This is a genomic window from Streptomyces sp. NBC_00576, from assembly GCF_036345175.1.
In the GTDB taxonomy this organism is placed as follows: Bacteria; Actinomycetota; Actinomycetes; order Streptomycetales; family Streptomycetaceae; genus Streptomyces.
The window spans coordinates 2,206,570-2,225,414 of sequence record NZ_CP107780.1; the positions used below are offsets into that span (position 1 = coordinate 2,206,570).

At 70.7% G+C, this 18,845-nt stretch carries 17 protein-coding genes; 7 read left to right on the plus strand and 10 right to left on the minus strand.

The genetic code is table 11. From position 1 onward, the window contains the following. Positions 1 to 3: 3 nt before the first annotated feature. Positions 4 to 1,416 carry an RICIN domain-containing protein gene (locus OG734_RS09325; protein ID WP_330287009.1) on the minus strand — a complete coding sequence of 471 codons (1,413 nt, stop codon included), beginning with the start codon at positions 1,414 to 1,416 and terminating at the stop codon, positions 4 to 6. Next, positions 1,413 to 2,531, minus strand: coding sequence for a glycoside hydrolase family 43 protein (locus OG734_RS09330; RefSeq protein WP_330287010.1), 1,119 nt, complete (start codon positions 2,529 to 2,531; stop codon positions 1,413 to 1,415). The genes OG734_RS09325 and OG734_RS09330 overlap by 4 nt, the downstream gene beginning before the upstream one ends. Before the next feature lie 230 nt (positions 2,532 to 2,761). On the opposite strand from OG734_RS09330, the gene OG734_RS09335 reads away from it, so the two are divergent. From OG734_RS09335 to OG734_RS09350, 4 genes are all read left to right on the plus strand, one after another. Beyond that, a complete protein-coding gene (locus OG734_RS09335) occupies positions 2,762 to 4,939 on the plus strand; it encodes an autotransporter (RefSeq protein ID WP_330287011.1) in 2,178 nt (725 codons plus the stop codon). A 64-nt stretch (positions 4,940 to 5,003) separates the two neighbouring features. After that, positions 5,004 to 5,339: a DUF6191 domain-containing protein gene (locus tag OG734_RS09340; protein ID WP_330287012.1), complete on the plus strand. Its 336-nt coding sequence runs from the start codon at positions 5,004 to 5,006 to the stop codon at positions 5,337 to 5,339. Positions 5,340 to 5,439: 100 nt separating this feature from the next. Continuing rightward, complete coding sequence (locus tag OG734_RS09345) at positions 5,440 to 5,694, plus strand: hypothetical protein (protein WP_330287013.1); 255 nt, start codon at positions 5,440 to 5,442, stop codon at positions 5,692 to 5,694. A 155-nt stretch (positions 5,695 to 5,849) separates the two neighbouring features. Next, positions 5,850 to 6,035: a DUF1737 domain-containing protein gene (locus OG734_RS09350; protein ID WP_330287014.1), complete on the plus strand. Its 186-nt coding sequence runs from the start codon at positions 5,850 to 5,852 to the stop codon at positions 6,033 to 6,035. 92 nt (positions 6,036 to 6,127) lie between these two features. Here OG734_RS09350 and OG734_RS09355 read toward each other — a convergent pair whose 3' ends face one another. Beyond that, entirely contained in the window at positions 6,128 to 7,246 is a 1,119-nt protein-coding gene (locus tag OG734_RS09355) for an aminoglycoside phosphotransferase (protein WP_330287015.1), read from the minus strand. A 163-nt stretch (positions 7,247 to 7,409) separates the two neighbouring features. Here OG734_RS09355 and OG734_RS09360 point away from each other — a divergent pair, with 163 nt between their 5' ends. After that, on the plus strand, positions 7,410 to 8,021 hold the full coding sequence (locus OG734_RS09360) for a hypothetical protein (protein ID WP_330287016.1): 612 nt from the start codon (positions 7,410 to 7,412) through the stop codon (positions 8,019 to 8,021). A 15-nt stretch (positions 8,022 to 8,036) separates the two neighbouring features. Here the strand turns inward: OG734_RS09360 and OG734_RS09365 are convergent, their stop codons facing one another. Beyond that, the gene (locus OG734_RS09365; protein ID WP_330287017.1) at positions 8,037 to 9,473 is read right to left on the minus strand and encodes an amino acid permease; all 1,437 of its coding nucleotides are present in this window, start codon (positions 9,471 to 9,473) and stop codon (positions 8,037 to 8,039) included. A 181-nt stretch (positions 9,474 to 9,654) separates the two neighbouring features. On the opposite strand from OG734_RS09365, the gene mmuM reads away from it, so the two are divergent. Both mmuM and OG734_RS09375 read left to right on the plus strand, forming a co-directional pair. Beyond that, entirely contained in the window at positions 9,655 to 10,593 is a 939-nt protein-coding gene (gene mmuM, locus OG734_RS09370; protein ID WP_330287018.1) for a homocysteine S-methyltransferase, read from the plus strand. A 145-nt stretch (positions 10,594 to 10,738) separates the two neighbouring features. Beyond that, a complete protein-coding gene (locus OG734_RS09375) occupies positions 10,739 to 11,812 on the plus strand; it encodes a LacI family DNA-binding transcriptional regulator (RefSeq protein ID WP_330287019.1) in 1,074 nt (357 codons plus the stop codon). Between the two features lie 16 nt (positions 11,813 to 11,828). Here OG734_RS09375 and OG734_RS09380 read toward each other — a convergent pair whose 3' ends face one another. From OG734_RS09380 to OG734_RS09405, 6 genes are all read right to left on the minus strand, one after another. Continuing rightward, positions 11,829 to 14,537: a fumarate reductase/succinate dehydrogenase flavoprotein subunit gene (locus OG734_RS09380; protein ID WP_330287020.1), complete on the minus strand. Its 2,709-nt coding sequence runs from the start codon at positions 14,535 to 14,537 to the stop codon at positions 11,829 to 11,831. Positions 14,538 to 14,551: 14 nt separating this feature from the next. After that, positions 14,552 to 15,334 carry an ABC transporter ATP-binding protein gene (locus tag OG734_RS09385; protein WP_330287021.1) on the minus strand — a complete coding sequence of 261 codons (783 nt, stop codon included), beginning with the start codon at positions 15,332 to 15,334 and terminating at the stop codon, positions 14,552 to 14,554. Then, entirely contained in the window at positions 15,331 to 16,203 is an 873-nt protein-coding gene (locus tag OG734_RS09390) for an ABC transporter permease (protein ID WP_330287022.1), read from the minus strand. The genes OG734_RS09385 and OG734_RS09390 overlap by 4 nt, the downstream gene beginning before the upstream one ends. Then, positions 16,200 to 17,639: an ABC transporter substrate-binding protein gene (locus OG734_RS09395; RefSeq protein ID WP_330287023.1), complete on the minus strand. Its 1,440-nt coding sequence runs from the start codon at positions 17,637 to 17,639 to the stop codon at positions 16,200 to 16,202. The genes OG734_RS09390 and OG734_RS09395 overlap by 4 nt, the downstream gene beginning before the upstream one ends. Before the next feature lie 14 nt (positions 17,640 to 17,653). Further along, positions 17,654 to 17,881, minus strand: coding sequence for a 4Fe-4S dicluster domain-containing protein (locus OG734_RS09400; protein ID WP_330287024.1), 228 nt, complete (start codon positions 17,879 to 17,881; stop codon positions 17,654 to 17,656). A gap of 65 nt (positions 17,882 to 17,946) precedes the next feature. Continuing rightward, complete coding sequence (locus tag OG734_RS09405; RefSeq protein ID WP_330287025.1) at positions 17,947 to 18,717, minus strand: GntR family transcriptional regulator; 771 nt, start codon at positions 18,715 to 18,717, stop codon at positions 17,947 to 17,949. Between the last annotated feature and the right edge of the window lie 128 nt (positions 18,718 to 18,845).

Here is an 18,845-nt window from a genome sequence, read left to right on the forward strand (position 1 = left end):
ACGTCACGTTCCGCGCGTCCACTGCTGGTTGGTTCCTCCGTTGCAGGTGTACGTGAGCAGCGCGGCGCCGTTGGCGGTGGACGCGCCGTTCACGTCGAGGCACTCGCCGGTGGCGCGGGACTTCAGCAGGACGTAGCTGCCGGAGGCGGTCACCGACCACTGCTGGTTGGTGGCCGTCGCGCTGCAGTTCTCCTGGGTGACGGTCGTGGCGCCCTCGGCCACGCACAGGGAGCTGCCCCTGCCCACGAGTTGGTAGTAGCCACCGGTCACGGACTTGAACCAGTACTTCTGGTTGTTGCCGCTGTTGCAGTCGTACTGCTTGATCTGGGCGCCCGCCCACAGCGACTGGCTGGTGACATCGGCGCACTTGGCGGAGTGCCGGGCGATCAGCGTGTTGTACGTGGCGCTGTTGCCCGTCACCGTACCGGTGGCGGTGTCGAGGGTGACCTCGGGGGACCAGGACATGGACATCGTGGTGGAGGACGGGAAGCTCAACGGCAGCCAGACATAACGGGAGTCGTTGACGGTCCCGCCGAAGGCGTTGCCCCAGCGGTCGCCCATGTAGAGGTACGAGGTGCCCGAACTCCCCTGCACGGGAAGGACGTACGCGGCCTGCGAGCCGTACGTCGTCGAGTCACCGACGTTCGTCATCGCGGTCCACGGGCCGGTGATGCTGGTCGCGGTGGCGTACTGCTGCTGGTTGGGGCTCCAGCCGGTGGCGGCCGACGTCACCATGAAGTAGACGCCGCCCCGCTTGAAGAGGGCCGGCGCCTCGCGGTGACCGTTGTGCCAGGGATCCGCGACCAGCGCGGCTATGCCGGTGTAGTCGGCGGTGAGCCGGTAGATCTGGAGGTCGTAGTTCTCGCGGGCCGCCGAGATCATGTAGCCGGTGCCGTCGGTGTCGACGAACACCGTGATGTCACGGGACATGTGGGTGTCCAGCGGACGGAAGCTGCCCCGCCAGGTGTAGTTGCCGTCCACCGTGTCCGACACGGCGACCGCGGCGCGGGCCTCGCTGTAGTCGGTGCCGTTCTCCTTGTGCATCCACATCACGTACTTGCCGGTGGCCGCGGTGTAGATGACCTTCGGCCGCTCGATGTTGGCGGCGGCGAGTTCGGAGGCGCTGGACTGGGTCAGGACATGGTTGCGGAACTCCCAGTTCTTCAGGTCGGTGGAGCGGTAGGCGTCCACGTACTGGAAGGTGTTGTCCGCGTTGCGGTGCTCGCCGAACCAGTAGTAGTAGGACCCGACCTTGATGACTCCGCCGCCGTGCGCGTGCACGGGGTCGCCGTTGGTGGCGGTGAACTGGGTGCCGTTGGTGATGGTCACGGCCGCTGCCTGGGCGGGCCCGGCGGTGGCGAGGGCACCGGCCAGTGCCAGACACAGGGCGAGGAGAACCGCGTACACACGTCTCATGAGCCACTCTCCGTTGAGTTGACCTGCGTGTCGGCGACGGGGATGCCGAAGTCCGGGGTGCCGTCGATGTTCCAGCCGAGCTTCTGCACTCGGGTGTGCCGATTGGGATCGTTGAGCGGATCGCCGACGATCTCCTTGTACTGCCGTGCGTGGTAGACGAGGACGTCGGTACGGCCGTCCTCGGCGACGGTGAAGCAGTTGTGGCCGGGGCCGTACTGCTTGGTCGTGTCGTTGCTGGTGAAGACGGGCGTCGGCGACTTGGTCCAGTTGGCCGGGTCCATGAGGTCGGCGCGGGCGTCGATGGTCAACAGGCCCATGCAGTAGTGGAAGTCGGTGGCGCTCGCCGAGTACGACATGAAGATCCGGCCGTTGCGCTTGATGAACGACGGCCCCTCGTTGACCCGGTAGCCGATGCGCTCCCAGTCGAACTCCGGTGTGGTGAGCCGGATCTGAGGTCCCGTCAGAGTCACCGGGTCGGCCATCTTCGACAGCCAGACGGCGGTGTTGTTGTCCATGTCGGGCTCGTGCTGCGCCCAGGCGAGGTAGCGGGAACCGCGGTGGGTGAAGGTGGTGGCGTCGAGGGAGAAGGTCTCCCAGGCGGTCTTCAACTGCCCGCGCTCGACCCAGGTGCCCTTGAACGGATCGCGGTTGGCGTTCTCCAGCACCCAGATACGGATGTCCCAGATGGCCTCGGCGGGCGCGGAGGCGAAGTAGACGTACCACTTGCCGTCGATGTGGTGGATCTCCGGCGCCCAGATGTGCGCGCCCATGGGCCCGGTCTCGTGCTTGCGCCAGATGACGGACTCGTCGGCGGTGGCGATCCCGCGGATGGTGCGGGATCGGCGCAGGATGATGCGGTCGTACTCGGGGGCGGTGGCCGTGAAGTAGTAGCGGCCGTCGGTGTGGCGGTGGATGTGGGGGTCGGCGCGGTTGCGGACGAGGGGGTTGACGTACGGGGTGGTGGCGCAGGGGGCGCCCGCCGGGGCTGCGGCGGCGTGCGCGACACCGGGAACGCTCACCAGGGCGCCTGCGGCCAGGGCGCCCTTCAGGAGCGTCCTGCGGGCAGAGAGGGGGGAGAGGTCGGAGTCTTCGGACAGGTCATCGGCGCGGCTCATGCGGACTGCCTCTCGGGGGTGGGGCGCGAGATTGGTGGCGTGTGTGCGTGTGTATGTGTGTGCTTTTGTGGGGGGTGACACGAGAAATGTTCGTAATTACGAACAAGATCTGTCATTCCGAACGCCGAAAAGGTAAGCGTGTGTTACGGGAAGGTCAACGGGTCGGAGGGGACGAAAACCACTGAGCAACTTTCTGTTATTACCGGGAAGTCCGGTCCGTCTCCTGTCACGTGCACAGCCACTCCCCCCTCACCAGCCCCGCCCCCAGGGCCGCCCACCGGACAGTGACGGCTGCCGCGGCCCTCGCGACGGCCGCTCTGCTGCTCGGCGCCCCGCCCGCCTCGGCGGCCGGCCCCCGCGACGCCACCGCCGACGTACTCGCCGGCCGGGACGTCACCCTCACCGGCGACACGGTGGTGCGGGTGCCCGCCGGGACGACGACGTACAACGGTGTCTTCCGCGGCGAGGGCACCCTCACCGTGCGCGGCACGGGCACCCTGATCCTGACGAGGGACAGCGACTTCACGCTGCCCAGGTCCCGGCAGGGGCAGAAGGTGAGCATCCCGGGCGGCAACCATCCGTACGTCACGGTGACGAACCCCGACCCGCCGGCGGTGACGGTGGAACGGGGAGCCACCCTCCAGTACGGCAACGGCGGTACGACGGGCCTGATCGGCCACTTCCCGTACAACACCCCGGCGTTCCGCCTGAACCAGGACAACATCCGGGTCGAGGGCACCCTGCGCCTGTCCCTGAAGAGCGCGTACAACCTGGGCACGATCAGCGGCGCCGGACTCGTGACCCAACCCCGTTTCCTCTGGGGCACCTGGGACCTCTCGGGCATCCACGCCTTCTCCGGGGTGATCGACAACGGCACCCAGGTCAACGCGGGACGACCGGAGTTCGCGACGTCCCTCCCCCGGGTGCGCAAGGTCCTCAACCAGGGCACCTGGACGGTCGACACCCCGCTCGGCCAGACGGTCAGCATGGGCATGGACTTCTACCAGCGCGAGTACGGCAGCGACATCAACGTCCAGTCCCGCCCGGGCTCGAAGGTGGTCCTGACCGGCCAGTACAGCTGGTCGAACCAGGGCGGCGACACCAATCCGTCGCTCAGCGACCCCGCCCTCAACTGGACGCCCGCCCGCAAGAACGTCAACAAGCGCGGCACCAACATCAAGGGCGCGAACGTCCAGTGGGGCGACGGCACGACGAACAAGATCTTCATGCCGGGCACGGCCGAGACGGTGTACATCAACCTCCTTGCGGCGAGGTCCCGTTCACTGCTCACGTTCGACTACAACGGCCCGGTGACGCTGGGCGCCCCCATCGGCGGCGGCCGATTCCACGACACGCTGTCCGCGCCCGGCGCCGGGGACATCGTCATCAAGGGGACCCGCGGCAACGACGTCACGTTCGCGGCGGTGCAGTACTACGACGGGTCGACGACGGTCGAGAAGGGCGCGGTACTGCGGCTGGGGAGCGGGAAGGCGGGCGGCGACGGCGGTCTGTACACGAAGGGGTCGCTCTACAGAGTCGTGAACAACGGCTCGCTGGTGGTGCGGAACACGAGCAGGGCGCTGACGCTGTCGCGGGTCAGCGGCAGCGGGTCGTTCACACAGTCGGGCGCGGCCACGACGACGCTGACGGGCAGTGGAGTGACGTACACCGGCAAAACGACGGTCACGAAGGGGACGCTGGCGCTGACGGGCGGGGCAACTCTCGCACGCAGCAAGGTGATCGGGCTGACCACGGCGGGCGCGCGGCTGGACGTGGGCTCGGCGGGGCTGCGGGTGAGGAACACGCTCACCGGCTCGGGGACGGTGAAGGGTTCGGTGACGAACGAGGGCCTGGTGGCAGGCGGGTTGACGGTCACGGGAGGCTACACGCAGGGCGCGACGGGTGAACTGGTGCTGCGGGGGCGGCCGTTGAAGGTTGGCGGGGCGGTGCGGCTGGCGGGGGCGGTGGATCTGTCGGCGGCGGGTGCGGCCTCGAACCCCGCCCGCACGATCACGGTGCTGAACCACACGGGGCGGGCGAAGACGGTGGGCGCGTTCAGTGGGCTGAAGGAGGGCACCTCGCTGAAGCTCGGCGACAGGACCTACCGGATCAGCTACCGGGGCGGCGACGGCAACGACGTGGTCCTGACAGCGGTCACGAAGAGCGCCTCACCGACGGCGGGTGCGGGGGTGCGCTCGGGGTCTGCGGCGGGGTCCGATTCGGTGGCGGCGGCCGACGCGAGCACCAACTCCGCTCCTGCGGCGGCCGGTACGGGGCTCGGCTGGTGGCCCTACGCGATGGCGGTCGGGCTCCTGGCGGGGCTGATGGTTCCGGCTGCTCGGAAGGTGCGGGGGCGCAGGAGTGGAAACGGACGGCGGCGGGGCGGACGGCATGCGGCGCAGGGCTGAGCGGGACTGATCCGGGGCGGGCGAAACCTGTCGGCGTCGGCCCCTGCGCCGGATACTGGAGGACATGGGATTCGCCGTCTTCATGACCTTGCCGGGGCTCGTCATCCTGCTGACCGCCGCGGCCTTCGCAGATCAGCTGCTGTTGCGGGCCGGGCGGGCGGGATGGCTCCCCTGGCGCAACAGCGGTCGCCAGGGCCAGATATCGGCGACCGGGTTCGAGCAGCTCCACGCGACCTTCTCGCCCGGGAAGCAGAACGAACTCAAGGAGCGGCAGTCGGCCCTGATCATGCGGGACGACGAGGAGGACGGGGCGCCGCCGAACAGGACGACCGTGGATCTGGAGGGCGGGGTCGCGGTCGTCCGGATGCCGCTGGCCCCCACCGCTTCCGCCACGCCGTAATTGCTCGCCCTTGCGTCGGAGCGGCAGTCGCCACTTTCCGTCCGAGGGCCGGGCTGTACTCTCGTGCGACCAGTCGAGCCCGTTTGACCTGGGGGTCTGTATGGCTGAACAGCCGCTCGAGGCACACTTCACCGAGACCGTGAGCCTTCCCGACGGCCGGAAGGTCCGCGTGAGCGCGTATCCCGACGGCAGCATCCGCTTCCGCGTCGATGGACTGCCCTACGTCCTGACCGAGGCGTATCTCAGCGGCAACCCGGAGAAGGACCAGGCGATCATGAAGATCTCGCCCGGCAAGCAGGGGAGCAACGCGGCGTACAACTACGTTGACGAGTTGGCGCAGAAGAACGCCACGTAGTCAGCACGAAGGCGCTCCCTCACGGCAACCCTCACGGCAGGAGGAGGGCTGGCTGAACGTGCTCAATCGTCGTGCGTGTCAGCTATCTCCTGTCCCTGCGCGGACGTGCCCGTCCAACAGCACGGTTGACGGAGGACTCTGCGATCCTTCTCCTCATGAGCACGCCACCAGACGGGTTGCCCGTCTACCGAGTTCTGACCGGTCCGGACGACGCCGCGTTCTGCCGGCGAGTGAGCGAAGCGCTGGGGCTTGGCTACGAACTGCACGAAGGCCCCGCCGTCACCTTCAACGGTGAGAACGTCATCGTCGTCCAGGCGCTGGTCTGGCCGACACTGCCGTAGCGACGGCTCCTGGTCACGCTCGGGTGTCTGCGCCGCCGGCTGCCGCACGCCAGTACGAGCAGTGTCGGGCACGTCCGCCGGGACGACCCCTCTCAACGCCCGCCGGGCGCCTCGGGAAACCCAACCTCCGACGCCAGTTCCCGCGCCTCCGCAGCCCACCCCGCCAGAAAGGCCAGCACCAACCCCCGCTCCCGATAAAGCTGTTCCGGAGACACCCGCTCCCCGCCCCCGTAACCGACCTGCTGTTCCTCGCTCGCGCGCGCGAGCATCAGCGCGGTGATCCAGTCGTACTTGACCGCCGACGCACACACCCCCAGCCGTACGAGCCGCTCATCGCCCCGCCACCCGCCCTCGCGCAGCCCGTCCAGGTATGCCCCGTACACGGCCGACGCCAGTTCGGGCAGGCGGGCGGCGGGCAGGAACAGGTCGAAGAAGGTGTCCGGGATGTAGTTGCCGATGTCCTCGCCGAGCGCGCCGTCGCCGGTGAAGGACCAGTCGAACAGGGCGCTGTTGCGGCCGCTGGAGCGGACGTTGGCCGGCCAGTGGTCGAGGTGGCTGAGTGCTCTCGGCAACGACTCCATGATGCCCAGGAACCATTCGCGGTCGTGGTGCAGTCGGACCATGTCCTTGCGCAGGCCCGGCGGGAAGTGGTCGCGGATCAGGGGCTGTTGCCAGGCCTCGTCGTCGTCCAGGAGTTCCTGGCCGAGCGTCTTGCCCCCTACGTACTCCCGCAGAAAGCCGCGGGACAGCCACGGCTGGTCCGCCGTCTCGCCCACCGCACCCTGGGCCGCGCCCAGCCGGCGGGCGTGTGCGGTGTGGCTCGGGATGCGCCACACCGTGGCGGGTCTGCCCCGTAGGGGCTCCAGCCACAGCGCGACATCGCCGTCCGCGCGTTCGACGCAGGCCAGCAGCCGGGGCGCGCGGATGCCGTACGGCTGCCAGAGCTGGGCCAGACCCGACTGGTACACGTGTGCCTCGCGGCGCCAGTAGTTCCAGTGTCGCGGGTCTTCGGAAGCCGCCCAGTGGGCCTCCGTCTCCTTGCGCCGGGTGAGGATCTTCAGAACCGCGTGATTCTCCCCGGCGCTCACGGTCCACACGCCTGCCGTGACGCCGTTCTTGGGGTTGTGCGTGTTGGTCGCGTAGAACATCGGCCCGGTGAACGGGCCCAGGACCTCACGCGCTTCGGCTTCCGCGAAAGGGATCTCCGACATGGCCCCAGATTAGCGACCGCACGCCTGCTGACCGTCTGTCCTGGCGAGCCCAGCATCCTGAAGCCCTGACGCCGCCAATCACCCGTTTGCCCCGGTTCGACCCTGGTAGAAGACTGGCCCTGTCAGAAGCTTTCGGATGTACGCGCGGCTTCAGGGAGGCGTCATGTTCGTACGCGCGATGTACGCGACCGGTGATCCGGCAAACATCGACACGGCCATCGAGGGGCTCAACACCAATGGCAGGGAATTGATCGCGCAGCAGCCAGGATTCCGCGGTTTCGGGATCTTCGTGGACCGCGAACTCGGAAAGCTGCTGGCGGCCAGTTGGTGGGAGACGGAGGAGGACCGGAGGAACAGCGACGAGGTGTTGCGCGAGCGGCGGGCGGCACTCCTGGAGCGGTTCGCGGCAACGACAACGATCGACAATTACGAAGCGGTGGTCTTCCACCCGGTCCGACAGCCGAAGGCGGGAGCGGGACTGCGGATCACCAGGGTGGAGTTCGACCCCTCGGACGCGGATCTGTTCGCCGAGACATTCCGGGCGACGGTGATCCCCAAGCTGGAAACGCTCCAGGGACTGGCCAGGGCGTCCCTGCTCATCGACCGGGACCGGGGACGCGGGCTGGTCGCCACCGTGTTCACCGACCGTGACTCCCTTGCCGCGTCCCGCGCAGGCCAGGCGGCAGCCCGGCATGAGGGCGCCGCCAAGGCCCATGTCACCGTGACCGGGCTGGAGGAGTTCGAGGTCGTCTTCTCCGAGGTGCGGAGCGGGTGAAGCGAGCGGGTGGGGTCACAGGGCCTTGATTCCCGGCGCTTCCTCAGCGCCGACCGCCTCCTCCGCCTCCTCCGTCACCTGCCGCCCCCGCATCCACACGTACACCGGAATCCCCGCGAACAGGAACAGCACCCCCTGATACACCGCCGCGTACCCCGCGCCCGCGATCAGCCAGAAGGAGAAGGCGAAGGAGAGGGCGGCGACGATCAGGTCGCGGATCAGGCCGGCCGGGCGGACGGCGTCGCGCGTGCCCTTGGCCAGCCAGTACAGCTGGGCCGCCGCCGAGAGGAGGTACGGGACGCAGCCCGTGAACGTCGTGATCAGGACGAGGACGCGGAACGTGGTGTCCGGGCCCGCCGTGTAGTTGAACGCGATAAGGATCGTGCCGAGGACCGCGCAGGCCCAGACGCCGAAGCCGGGCACCCCGCCCTTGCCGACCTTCGCGAACGGTGCCGGGAAGAGACCGTCCCGGGCCGCCGCGTACGGCATCTGCGCGGCCAGGAGAATCCAGCCGTTCAGGCAGCCGACGATCGACGCCACAGCCACCAGCGCGATGGCCGTGCCGCCCCAGCTGCCGCCGGTGATCGCGTTCACCGCGTCGGCGAAGGGGGCGCCGGAGTTCACCAGCTTGTCGTGCGGGACCAGGCCGAAGACGGCGACGATGCCGAGGATGTAGACGAGGGCCGAGCCGAGCGTGCCCAGGACGCTCGCACGGCCCACGTTGCGCTCGGGGTCCTCGACCTCGCCCGCGCTGACAGCCGCCGACTCGACGCCGAGGAAGCTGTAGAGGAGCAGCGCGGCGGAGGCGGCCAGGGCGCCGGGGACGCTGTCGCCCGACGCGTTGAAGGCGCCGAAGTTGTCGGTGTCGATGAAGAACAGGCCGACCGTGGCGACCACCAGCAGCGGTACGAACTTCAGGATCGTCGACACGATCTGTACGCCGCCCACCCACCGGGTGCCCGCGAAGTTCGCGGCGGCCGGCAGCCAGAGCGCCAGTATCGCGACCAGCGCTCCCAGGGCGTGGTTGTCGTTCAGGGGGATCAGTACGTCGACGTAGCCGACCACCGCCACCGCCAGGGCGGCGATGCTGACCCAGGTCATCGTCCAGTACGACCACGCCGACAGGAAGCCCGCGAAGGGGCCGAACGCGTCGCGCGGGTACACGTACAGGCCGCCGGTGACAGGGCTGCGGCGGGCCAGTTTGCCGAAGAGCAGGGCGAGCAGTACCGCGCCTATCGACAGGACCAGGAAGGCGAGCAGGCTGATCGAGCCGTACGGGGCGACCGTGGCGGGCAGGACGAAGATGCCGCCGCCGATGATGTTGCCCATGACGAGCGCGGTGGCGGCGGCCAGGCCGAAGGTGCGGCGGCGGGGCGAGGGGTCGTTCGAAGCGGCCGGCGCGGTGGGATTCAGCTCCGGCTCGTCGGCCTCGGTGGTGCTGGGGGCAGTCATGACACTTCCGGTCGACGGGGACGGACGGGGAAGGGTGCGGCAAAACCTGCGAGAAAAAGCGGGAAAGAGCGAGAAAGCGTGGGGAGGGCGCGATCGTAACTCGCCATCCCACATTGTGGGCCATCTGTTCATGTGCTGGACACATACGGCCGTCGGGTCCGCCGTCGACTAGCGTCGAGGCATGACCAGCGAGACCAGCGAAGCCTCCCGCGCCTCCTCTGCCGACTCCTTCTCCGCCGCCCTGGCCTCGGGCGCGCCCCTCGTCCTCGACGGTGGCATGTCCAACCAACTGGGGTCCGCCGGGCACGATCTGAGCGACGAGTTGTGGTCGGCTCGGCTGCTCGTCGAGCAGCCCGAGGCGATCGTCGACGCGCACCTCGCCTACTACGAGGCGGGCGCGGACGTCGCGATCACCTCCAGCTACCAGGCCACCTTCGAGGGGTTCGCCAAGCGTGGCGTCGGCCGGGAGCGTGCCGCCGAGTTGCTCGGGCTCAGCGTGGAGTTGGCCCGCGAGGCCGCGCGCCGGGCGGAAACGGAGCGGCCGTTGTGGGTGGCGGCGTCCGTCGGGCCGTACGGGGCGATGCTCGCGGACGGGTCCGAGTACCGGGGGCGGTACGGGCTGAGCGTGGCCGAGTTGGAGCGTTTCCACCGGCCGCGGGTGGAGGTGCTGGCCGCCGCCGGGCCCGATGTGCTGGCCCTGGAGACGGTTCCGGACGCCGACGAGGCCGAGGCCCTGCTGCGCGCGGTGCGTGGGCTCGGGGTGCCGGTGTGGCTGTCGTACAGCGTGGCCGGGGAGAAGACGCGGGCCGGGCAGCCGTTGGCGGAGGCGTTCGCGTTGGCCGGCGAGGCGGACGAGGTCGTCGCGGTCGGCGTGAACTGCTGTGTGCCCGAGGATGTGGACGGCGCGGTGGAGCTGGCGGCTCGGGTGACCGGGAAGCCGGTCGTGGTCTATCCGAACAGCGGTGAGGTCTGGGACGCCGACGCCCGTGCCTGGCGCGGCAGTTCGACCTTCGCCGCCGGTCAGGTGACGGGCTGGCGGGACGCGGGGGCGCGGTTGATCGGCGGGTGCTGCCGGGTGGGTCCGCAGGCGATCACGGCGATCGCCGACACGTTGCGGTGACCGCGTACGCGCTGTAGTGAAAGTTTCGGCTTCGGGGCCCGCGTTCTGCGGCTCCCGTCCGTTCGCGTCCGCTGTTAGCCTCCGGACGGGAACCGGTTGCTGACGTGTTGCTGCCGTACCTCCCACGAGAGGGGCGGCACCCAGCATGACGAGGAAGAGCAGCACCGGGGACAGCCCGACGCGCAGCACCATCCGCGACGTGGCGGCCCGGGCGGGGGTGTCCGCGTCCACCGTGTCCCGGGTGCTCGGCGGCGACTACCCGGTGAGCGCCGCGACCCGCACCAGCGTCATGCGGGCCGTCCGTGAGCTGGACTACGTCGCCGACGCGCGTGCCAAGGCGGTCGCCGGTGTCGGGACGCCCACGCTCGCTTTCGTGCTCGACGACATCACCGGCCCCTCCTTCGCGCTGATGGCGCACGGCGTGGAGCGCGAGGCGGCCCGGCTGGGCCATCTCTGCCTGGTGTGCAGCACGGACGGCGACGCCGGGCACGAGCTGGAGTTCGTCGAGATGATGCGCGCCCAGCGTGCCGCCGCCGTGATCCTGGTCGGCGGCACCGCCGACACCCCCGAGTACCGCGCCCGCACGGCCCGCATCGCCGATTCCCTGGCCTCCGTCGGCTCCCGCCTGGTGCTGTGCGGGCGGCCTCCGCTGGATCCCGGTACGCCGGTCACGGTCATCGAGTACGACAACGAGGGCGGCGCCTACGCCCTGTGCGCGCACGTCCTCGCCCAGGGCCATCAGCGCGTCCTCTTCCTCGGCGGTCGCCCCGATCACACCACCGCCCAGGGCCGCGAACGCGGCTACACCGCCGCCCACCGTGCACGCGGCCTGGCGCCGGACCCGGCGCTGCTTCTGCACGGCGACTTCACCCGGGACTCGGGCCACCGTCTGGTGCGCCAAGCTCTGTCCCAGGGGCTGGAGTTCACGGCCGTGATGGCCGCCACCGACATGGTCGCCGCCGGTGCGCTGACCGCCCTCCACGAGGCCGGCCTGTCCGTACCCGGCGATGTCTCACTCGCCGGGTACGACGACATCCCGTTCGCCCGCGACCTGCACCCGGCGCTCACCACGGTCCACGTCCCGTACGAGGAACTGGGCCGCCTCGCAGTCCGCACCGCCCTCGGCCGTACGCCGGAAGACCCGGACGAGCATCTGCTGCTGGGCACACATGTCGTCGTACGGAACTCGTTGGCGCCGGTGGCGACGGCTCACCGCTGAACCACTGCCGCCCTTGTCACAGCCGGGCGTAGGCCCGCACATCCGCGTCCGCGTCCCCCGCCACCGAGGCAAGGGCATCGGTGACCCCCGGCCGCCCGTCATGGCGGCGCAGCGCCCGGACGGCCGCCTTGCGGACGTCGGCGAACGTGTCGGACAGCGCCTCCGTCAGGGCGGGAATCGCCACGCCCGGTGCGGCGGCACCCAGTGCCGTCGCCGCGCCCGAACGGACCTGCCAGGCGGGGTCGGTCAGCGCGGCGGCAGCCGCCATGTCCAGGGGCGGTGGGCAGCCGGTGGTCGCGAGGCCGGTGAGCGCGGCGGCCCTGACCAGGGCGTCCGTGTCGGCGAGGAGGGCCTTGAGGTCGTCCGGGGTGCCGACGGTGCCAAGGCCCTGGGCGGCGGCGACCCGTACCTCGCGGGAGGCGTCGGCGGCGGCGCGGGCCAGTTCGGGGACCGCGTCCACCGACACCAGGGCCCGGACCGTCTGGATGCGCACCCCGAGGTCGGGGTCGGCGAGGGTGCGGGCGTACAGGGCGGCGGAGCCCAGGCGCAGGGCGCGCAGAACGTCGAGCGCGGCGGCCCGTACGCCCTCCCGGCCGGGGTCGTCCAGGGCCAGTGCGGCGATCAGGGCGTCGCGCAGCGCGTCCTCGGGCGGCAGTACCTCGACCAGTTCGCGCAGGGAGGCCGCCGCTGCCTCGCGTACGCCCGGGTCCGGGTCGCCGAGTGCGGTGGCCAGGGCCGGGCCGGTGCCGTCGGGGGTGGTTTCGGTGAGCGTGGCGACGGCGGTGCGGCGTACGGCCGGGTCGGGGTCGGTGAGGTAGGGGCGCAGTTCCAGCAGGCCGGGCTGGTCCTCGGCCAGGGCGAGGAGTTCGAGGATGCGCGGGGAGGGCGCAGTCGCCGTGGGCAGGACCGTGCGGGTCTTCACTGTGCCGGAGCCGACCGGGGCGACCTCGCGCGGGCCGGCGGTGGCGACCTGTTCGGGGTGGACCTCGCCGAGGACGTTCACGGCGCCGCCCGTCGGGTCGAATCCCTCGACCGGGACCAGGTAGGGCGCCACCGGTCGGGTCAGGAACTCCATCGAACCGTCCGCCGCCTTACGGACGTTGAGGTGCACCAGCCAGTCCGTGTCGTCGCGCTGCGGAATGTCGGTGCGCTCGTGGTAGAGGCCCCAGCGGCTCTCCGTACGCGCCAGTGACGACCGGGCGGCCAACTCTGCGCAGTCCCGGATGAAGTCGACCTCGGCGCAGCGCATCAACTCGTGCGGGGTCTGGCCGCCCATGCCGGCGATCTCGTCGCGCATCCGCTCGAACGCCTCGACGGCCAGGGAGAGTCGGGCGCCGCTCTTGGGCGGGGCGACGTAGTCGTTGACGAAGCGGCGCAGCTTGTACTCGACCTGCGGTTGCGGGGGCCCGTCGGGGTTGCGCAGCGGACGGTAGATCAGCTCGTGCGCCTCGCGAAGCTGGTCGGGCGGCAACTCGCCTTCGTAGGCGCGGTGTTCGGTGGCCGCGTCGGCGCCCGCGAGGTCGCCGAAGACGAAGGCGCCGATCATGTAGTTGTGCGGGACGCAGGCCAGGTCGCCGGCCGCGTACAGGCCGGGGACGGTGGTGCGGGCGTGCTCGTCGACCCAGACTCCGGACGCCGAGTGGCCGCCGCACAGGCCGATTTCGGAGATGTGCATCTCGATGTCGTGGGTGCGGTAGTCGTGGCCGCGGTTGGCGTGGAAGGTGCCGCGGGTCGGCCGTTCCGTGGAGTGCAGGATGTCTTCCAGAGCGGTTACGGACTCCTCCGGGAGGTGGCTGAGCTTGAGGTAGACGGGGCCCCGTTCGCTCGCCACCTCCGCCGCGAACTCGGCCATCATCTGGCCCGACCAGTAGTCGGAGTCGACGAAGCGTTCGCCGTGCCGGTTGACCTGGTAGCCGCCGAAGGGGTTGGCGACGTAGGCGCAGGCCGGGCCGTTGTAGTCCTTGATCAGGGGGTTGATCTGGAAGCACTCGATGCCGCTGAGTTCGGCGCCCGCGTGGTACGCCATCGCGTAGCCGTCGCCCGCGTTGGTGGGGTTCTCGTATGTGCCGTACAGATAGCCGGAGGCGGGCAGGCCGAGGCGGCCGCAGGCGCCGGTCGCCAGGATCACCGCCCCCGCCCTTACGGTGACGAACCGTCCGGTGCGGGTGTCGAAACCGGCGGCGCCGACCGCTCTGCCGCCGGCGGTGAGGACCCGGACCGGCATCACTCGGTTCTCGATGCGGATGCGTTCGCGCATCTCGCGGCGGCGGAGTTGCCGGTAGAGGACCTTCTTGACGTCCTTGCCCTCGGGCATCGGCAGCACATAGGAGCCGGAGCGGTGGACCTGGCGGACCGCGTACTCGCCGTGCTCGTCCTTCTCGAACTTCACGCCGTAGGACTCCAGGCGCTGCACCATCGCGAAGCCGCGGGTGGCGGTCTGGCGGACGGTGGCCTGGTTGACGATGCCGTCGTTGGCGCGGGTGATCTCGGCGACGTAGTCGTCGGGTTCGGCCCGGCCGGGGACGACGGCGTTGTTGACGCCGTCCATGCCCATGGCGAGGGCGCCGGAGTGGCGGACGTGGGCCTTCTCCAGGAGCAGGACGTTCGCGCCGTGCTCTGCGGCGGTCAGCGCGGCCATGGTGCCGGCGGTGCCGCCGCCGATGACCAGGACGTCGCAGGTCAGCTCGTCGGCGTCGTGGAGGGCGGGGATCTCGGTGCGGTCCATGGGGGTGGTGCCTCTCAAATGCCGTGGGAAGCGGTGCCGAGGGAAGCGAGGATCTCGCGGCGCAGGGCGACCGTCGTGGGCTCGCCGTGGGCCGTGCGCTCGCGCGGCCGAGGGACGTCCAGTACCTGGCCGGTGCCGAGGAGGGCGACGCGGTCGCCGAGGAACACCGCCTCGTCGACGTCGTGGGTGACGAAGACGACCGTCGCGCGGGTCCCGTTCAGGACGTCGACCAGCAGGTTCTGCATCCCGGCCCGGGTCTGCGCGTCCAGCGCCCCGAACGGTTCGTCCATCAGCACGGCGCGCGGGCGGCCGGCCAGGGCGCGGGCCAGCTGTACGCGCTGGCGCTGGCCGCCGGACATACGGTGCGGTAGCTGCTCCTCCCGGCCGGCCAGGCCGACCTGGGTCAGCCACTCCGTTGCCTGGGCTCGGCGTTCGGCGCGCGGCAACCCCCGTATGGCGAGCGGGAGTTCGACGTTGCGGCGGGCGTTGCGCCAGGGCAGCAGGCCGTCTTCCTGGAAGACCAGTGCCCGGTCGGCCTCCGGCCGGGTGATCGGCCGGTCGTCCTGGCTGACGTGTCCGTCGAGCGCGGGCAGCAGCCCGGCCAGGGTCCGCAGCAGCGTCGACTTCCCGCAGCCGGACGGGCCCACGACGGTGAGGAGTTCGCCGGGGGCGATGTCGAGGTCGAGGCCGCTGAGCACCGGCAGTCCCGGGCGCCCGATGGTCGCGTCCGACAGCCGCAGCCGTACGCCCTTGGGGGCCTCGGTCTCCACCGTCGACGTGCTGACCTGGGTCGTCATGAGGCCGCCCTCCCGGACGCTTGCGGGGTGGCGGCCGGCCGGCGGACCCGCACGGGCACCGCCCGTTCGGCGGCGGGGCGCGGTAGCCAGCGGGTGACGCGGCGTCCGGCGACCTCGACGGCGGTGGAGGTGAGCCAGCCGAGGAGGCCGATGGTGGCCATGCCGACGAGGACGCCGGGATAGTTGACGATGGTGTAGTCCTGCCAGGTGCGGTAGCCGACGCCGTACTGGCCGGAGATCATCTCGGCGGAGATGACACAGATCCAGGACACGCCGATGCCCACCGAGAGCCCGCCCAGGATGCCGGGCAGTGCGCCGGGCAGGACGACGGAGGCGAGGATGCGCAGCCGGCCGCCGCCCATGGTGAGGACGGCCTCCTCCCAGACCGGGGCCAGGGCCCGGACGGCGTGCCGGGTGGAGACCAGGACCGGGAAGAAGGCGGCGGTGAAGGTGATGAAGACGATGCCCTGCTCGTTGGTGGGGAAGAGCAGGATCGCCACCGGTACGAGGGCGATCGCCGGGATGGGGCGCAGGACTTCGAGGAGCGGGCCGAGCAGGTCGGCGGCGATCCGGGAGCGGGCGATGGCGGTGCCGACCGCGATCCCGGCCACCGCGGCGAGCGCGAAGCCGGTGAGGATGCGGGTCAGGCTGTCCGTGAGGTCCTGCCAGTAGACGGCCGTGCCGAGGCGGTGCCCGAACTCGCGGGCGACCTGGGTGGCGGTGGGGAACTGGGCGAACCGCAGCCACAGATTGACGTGCCGGCTGGTGAGCAGCTGCCAGATGCCGAGCGCGGCCAGCAGCGAGGCCGCGCGCAGCGCGTAGCGGGTACACGGGGAAAAGGAGGAGGCAGCGGCGGAGGGGGCGGTCATTTGGCTGCCGCCTGCCGCAGTGCCGTGGCGTAGCTGACGATCCGTGCTCCGGGGTGGGCGGCGGTCCACGCGTCGGCGGCGGCCTCGGTGACGAAGGGCTCCAGGTCGGTGCCGTCCTGGGCCCAGACCGACTTGTCGGCGAACCAGCGGGTGCCGGTGGTGGCGTCAGGGACGTACGCGGCCCGTACGGCGGTGCTGTGCGCGGCGACGTAGCGCAGCAGGGCGGCCGGGTCGGCGTAGGTGCTGGTGGTGGACGCGCCCTTGAGCCAGACTTCGGGCCGGGAGGCGGGGGCCGTGGCGGCGACGGCCTTGGCGTATCCGGTCCCGGTTCCGCCGCCGGTCCCGGCTCCCTCTCCTTCTCCGTTTGCGTAGGCCTTCTTGAGGTAGCTGTCGTCGACGAAGTCGGAGACGTTCACCGGGCCGGCGAGCTTGGCGGAGACCAGCAGCGGGACGTCCTTCTTCAGGGCGGCGACCAACTGCGGCTTGAGGGTGGGGTCGAAGGTGGCGATGCCGCCCTTGCCGTTGTAGAGGTAGACGACCTCGGCGGGCAGGCCGGTGACCTCGGCGACCTTCTCGGCGGCGGTGACCGGGTGGGCGTCGAGATACGCGGTGGCCTTGATCTGGGCGGCGAGGAAGGCCTCGACGACCGCCGGGCGCCGGTCGGCGAAGGCGTCGCGCACGGTGACGCCGTGCAGGGTGGGCAGGCCGAGCGAGCCGCCGTCGTACAGGGCCTTCGCCTTGCCCTGGAAGGCCAGCAGGCCGGGCCAGGCCACGAACTGCGAGAGCGCGTCGACACTGCCCGCCTCCAGCGCCGAAGCGCCCACCGCGGGCTGCTGGTTGAGCTTGCCGATGTCCTTGTCGGGGTCGAGCCCCGCCTGCTCCAGGGCGCGGACGAGGGTGCCGTCGGCGGCCGATCCGACGCTCGTCGACACCTTCTTGCCGCGCAGGTCGGCCAGTGACTTCAGGTCGGAGTCCGGGGCGGTGACCACGGTGTTGAGGGCACCGCGCGCGTTGTAGCCGGTGACGGAGACCAGTCGGGTCGGGGCGCCCAGCTGCTTGCCCCGGGAGGCGTTGATGAGCAGCGGGAAGTCGCCCATGGAGCCGATGTCGACCTTCCCGGCGACCATCGCGGCGGTGATCGGGGCGCCGGTGGCGTAGTCCTGCCACTCCACCTTGTAGGTGATGCCGTCGCGGGCGCCCTGGGCCTTCAGGGCGCTCTCGAAGTAGCCGAGGGAGCGCAGGAGGGTCCCGGCGGTGACGGTGTTGATGGTCTTGGACTGGTAGCCGACGGTCACGGTGACCGACTTGCTGTCGCTCGCGTCGGCGGAGCCGCCACAGGCGGTGAGCGGGAGGAGCAGGGCGGCGGCGAGGACGGCCGGAGCGATTCTGCGGGACCGGACTGTCGCGCGTGCCTGGGTGCGGGCCACGGAAGCCATGCGGGAGGAACCTTTCACCGGAGGAGGTAGGGCATGTTGACGGTGACCGCGCCGGTGGGGCAGCGGGCGGCGCACGGGCCGCAGTACCAGCACTCGTCGACGTGCATGTACGCCTTGCTGGTGTCCGGGTCGATGGCGAGGGAGTCCAGCGGGCACATGTCGACGCAGAGGGTGCAGCCGTCGATGCACTTGGACCCGTCGATCGTGACGGGCACGTCGGCACGCTGGGGGACGAGAGGCATGGCTGTCTCCGGGAATCGGCTGGCGAGGGGTGTGAGAAAGGAAGAGCGGGAGGAGCAGGGGCGTGTCAGGCGGACCGGTGGAGCAGCCCGCGCATAGTGATCCGGTCACCCCGGAAGCGGATGAACTCCAGGTCCACGGGCCGCCCGTCGGACAGACAGGTGAGCCGCTCCAGCATCAGTACGGCCGCTCCGCGCGGAGCCTCCAGGACGGCGGCGGAGTGCGCGTCGGCGGTGACGGCCTCCAGGGTGATCTCGGCGGTGCCCAGGCGCCGGCCGGTGATCTGCTCCAGCAGCCGGAAGACGTCGGTGTTCTCCAGATCGGCGCCGAGGAGTTCGACGCCGATGTCCATCGGGATGTAGGTGAGGTCCAGCGACAGCGGCACCCCGCCCAGGCGGCGCAGCCGCTCCACGTACAGGACCTCGGCGCGCGGCTGCAGTCCGAGGCGGGCGGCGACCGGCCCGGGTGCGGGGACCGGGCTCATGGTGCGGACCTCGTTGGTGACGTGGCCGTGCTCGTGCAGGGTCTCGGCGAGTCCCATCAGCCGGTCCAGGCCGTGCGGGTACTTCTGACAGGTGACGACCGTTCCAACGCCGGGCAGCCGTTCGACCAGTTGTTCGGTTCGGAGCAGGTCAAGGGCCTGGCGGACCGTGTTGCGGGACGCTCCGTAGTCGGCGCCGATGGCGTCCTCGTGCGGGAGTACGCCGTCGGGGAAGCCCTCCGTCAGGAGCTGGTGACGCAACAGGTCGGCGAGTTGCCGGGCCCGGTCCGCGCGCAGCCGGCGGCGTCGCGCGGCCGCGACGGGCGCGGTGTGTTCGCGAATGCGGTCGGCGGGCATCGGGGCTCCCAGCGGGGCGGGGGTTCGTGTCCCCCGGACCATAACCGTGGGCCGCCCTCCGTGGTGTTGCGGCAGTGTTGCGCCACCCCGGAATCGGTCGTTCACCGGTGTGAACTGGCCGTTTGCCG

Coding starts and splice junctions, on each gene's coding strand:
- OG734_RS09405 (WP_330287025.1), bottom strand. CDS start 18,717: ATGCCCGCCGACCGCATTCGCGAACACACCGCGCCCGTCGCGGCCGCG.
- OG734_RS09350 (WP_330287014.1), top strand. CDS start 5,850: ATGAGCACGCCACCAGACGGGTTGCCCGTCTACCGAGTTCTGACCGGT.
- OG734_RS09385 (WP_330287021.1), bottom strand. CDS start 15,334: ATGACGACCCAGGTCAGCACGTCGACGGTGGAGACCGAGGCCCCCAAG.
- OG734_RS09360 (WP_330287016.1), top strand. CDS start 7,410: ATGTTCGTACGCGCGATGTACGCGACCGGTGATCCGGCAAACATCGAC.
- OG734_RS09365 (WP_330287017.1), bottom strand. CDS start 9,473: ATGACTGCCCCCAGCACCACCGAGGCCGACGAGCCGGAGCTGAATCCC.
- OG734_RS09340 (WP_330287012.1), top strand. CDS start 5,004: ATGGGATTCGCCGTCTTCATGACCTTGCCGGGGCTCGTCATCCTGCTG.
- OG734_RS09355 (WP_330287015.1), bottom strand. CDS start 7,246: ATGTCGGAGATCCCTTTCGCGGAAGCCGAAGCGCGTGAGGTCCTGGGC.
- OG734_RS09390 (WP_330287022.1), bottom strand. CDS start 16,203: ATGACCGCCCCCTCCGCCGCTGCCTCCTCCTTTTCCCCGTGTACCCGC.
- OG734_RS09380 (WP_330287020.1), bottom strand. CDS start 14,537: ATGGACCGCACCGAGATCCCCGCCCTCCACGACGCCGACGAGCTGACC.
- OG734_RS09345 (WP_330287013.1), top strand. CDS start 5,440: ATGGCTGAACAGCCGCTCGAGGCACACTTCACCGAGACCGTGAGCCTT.
- mmuM (WP_330287018.1), top strand. CDS start 9,655: ATGACCAGCGAGACCAGCGAAGCCTCCCGCGCCTCCTCTGCCGACTCC.
- OG734_RS09330 (WP_330287010.1), bottom strand. CDS start 2,531: ATGAGCCGCGCCGATGACCTGTCCGAAGACTCCGACCTCTCCCCCCTC.
- OG734_RS09325 (WP_330287009.1), bottom strand. CDS start 1,416: ATGAGACGTGTGTACGCGGTTCTCCTCGCCCTGTGTCTGGCACTGGCC.
- OG734_RS09395 (WP_330287023.1), bottom strand. CDS start 17,639: ATGGCTTCCGTGGCCCGCACCCAGGCACGCGCGACAGTCCGGTCCCGC.
- OG734_RS09400 (WP_330287024.1), bottom strand. CDS start 17,881: ATGCCTCTCGTCCCCCAGCGTGCCGACGTGCCCGTCACGATCGACGGG.
- OG734_RS09375 (WP_330287019.1), top strand. CDS start 10,739: ATGACGAGGAAGAGCAGCACCGGGGACAGCCCGACGCGCAGCACCATC.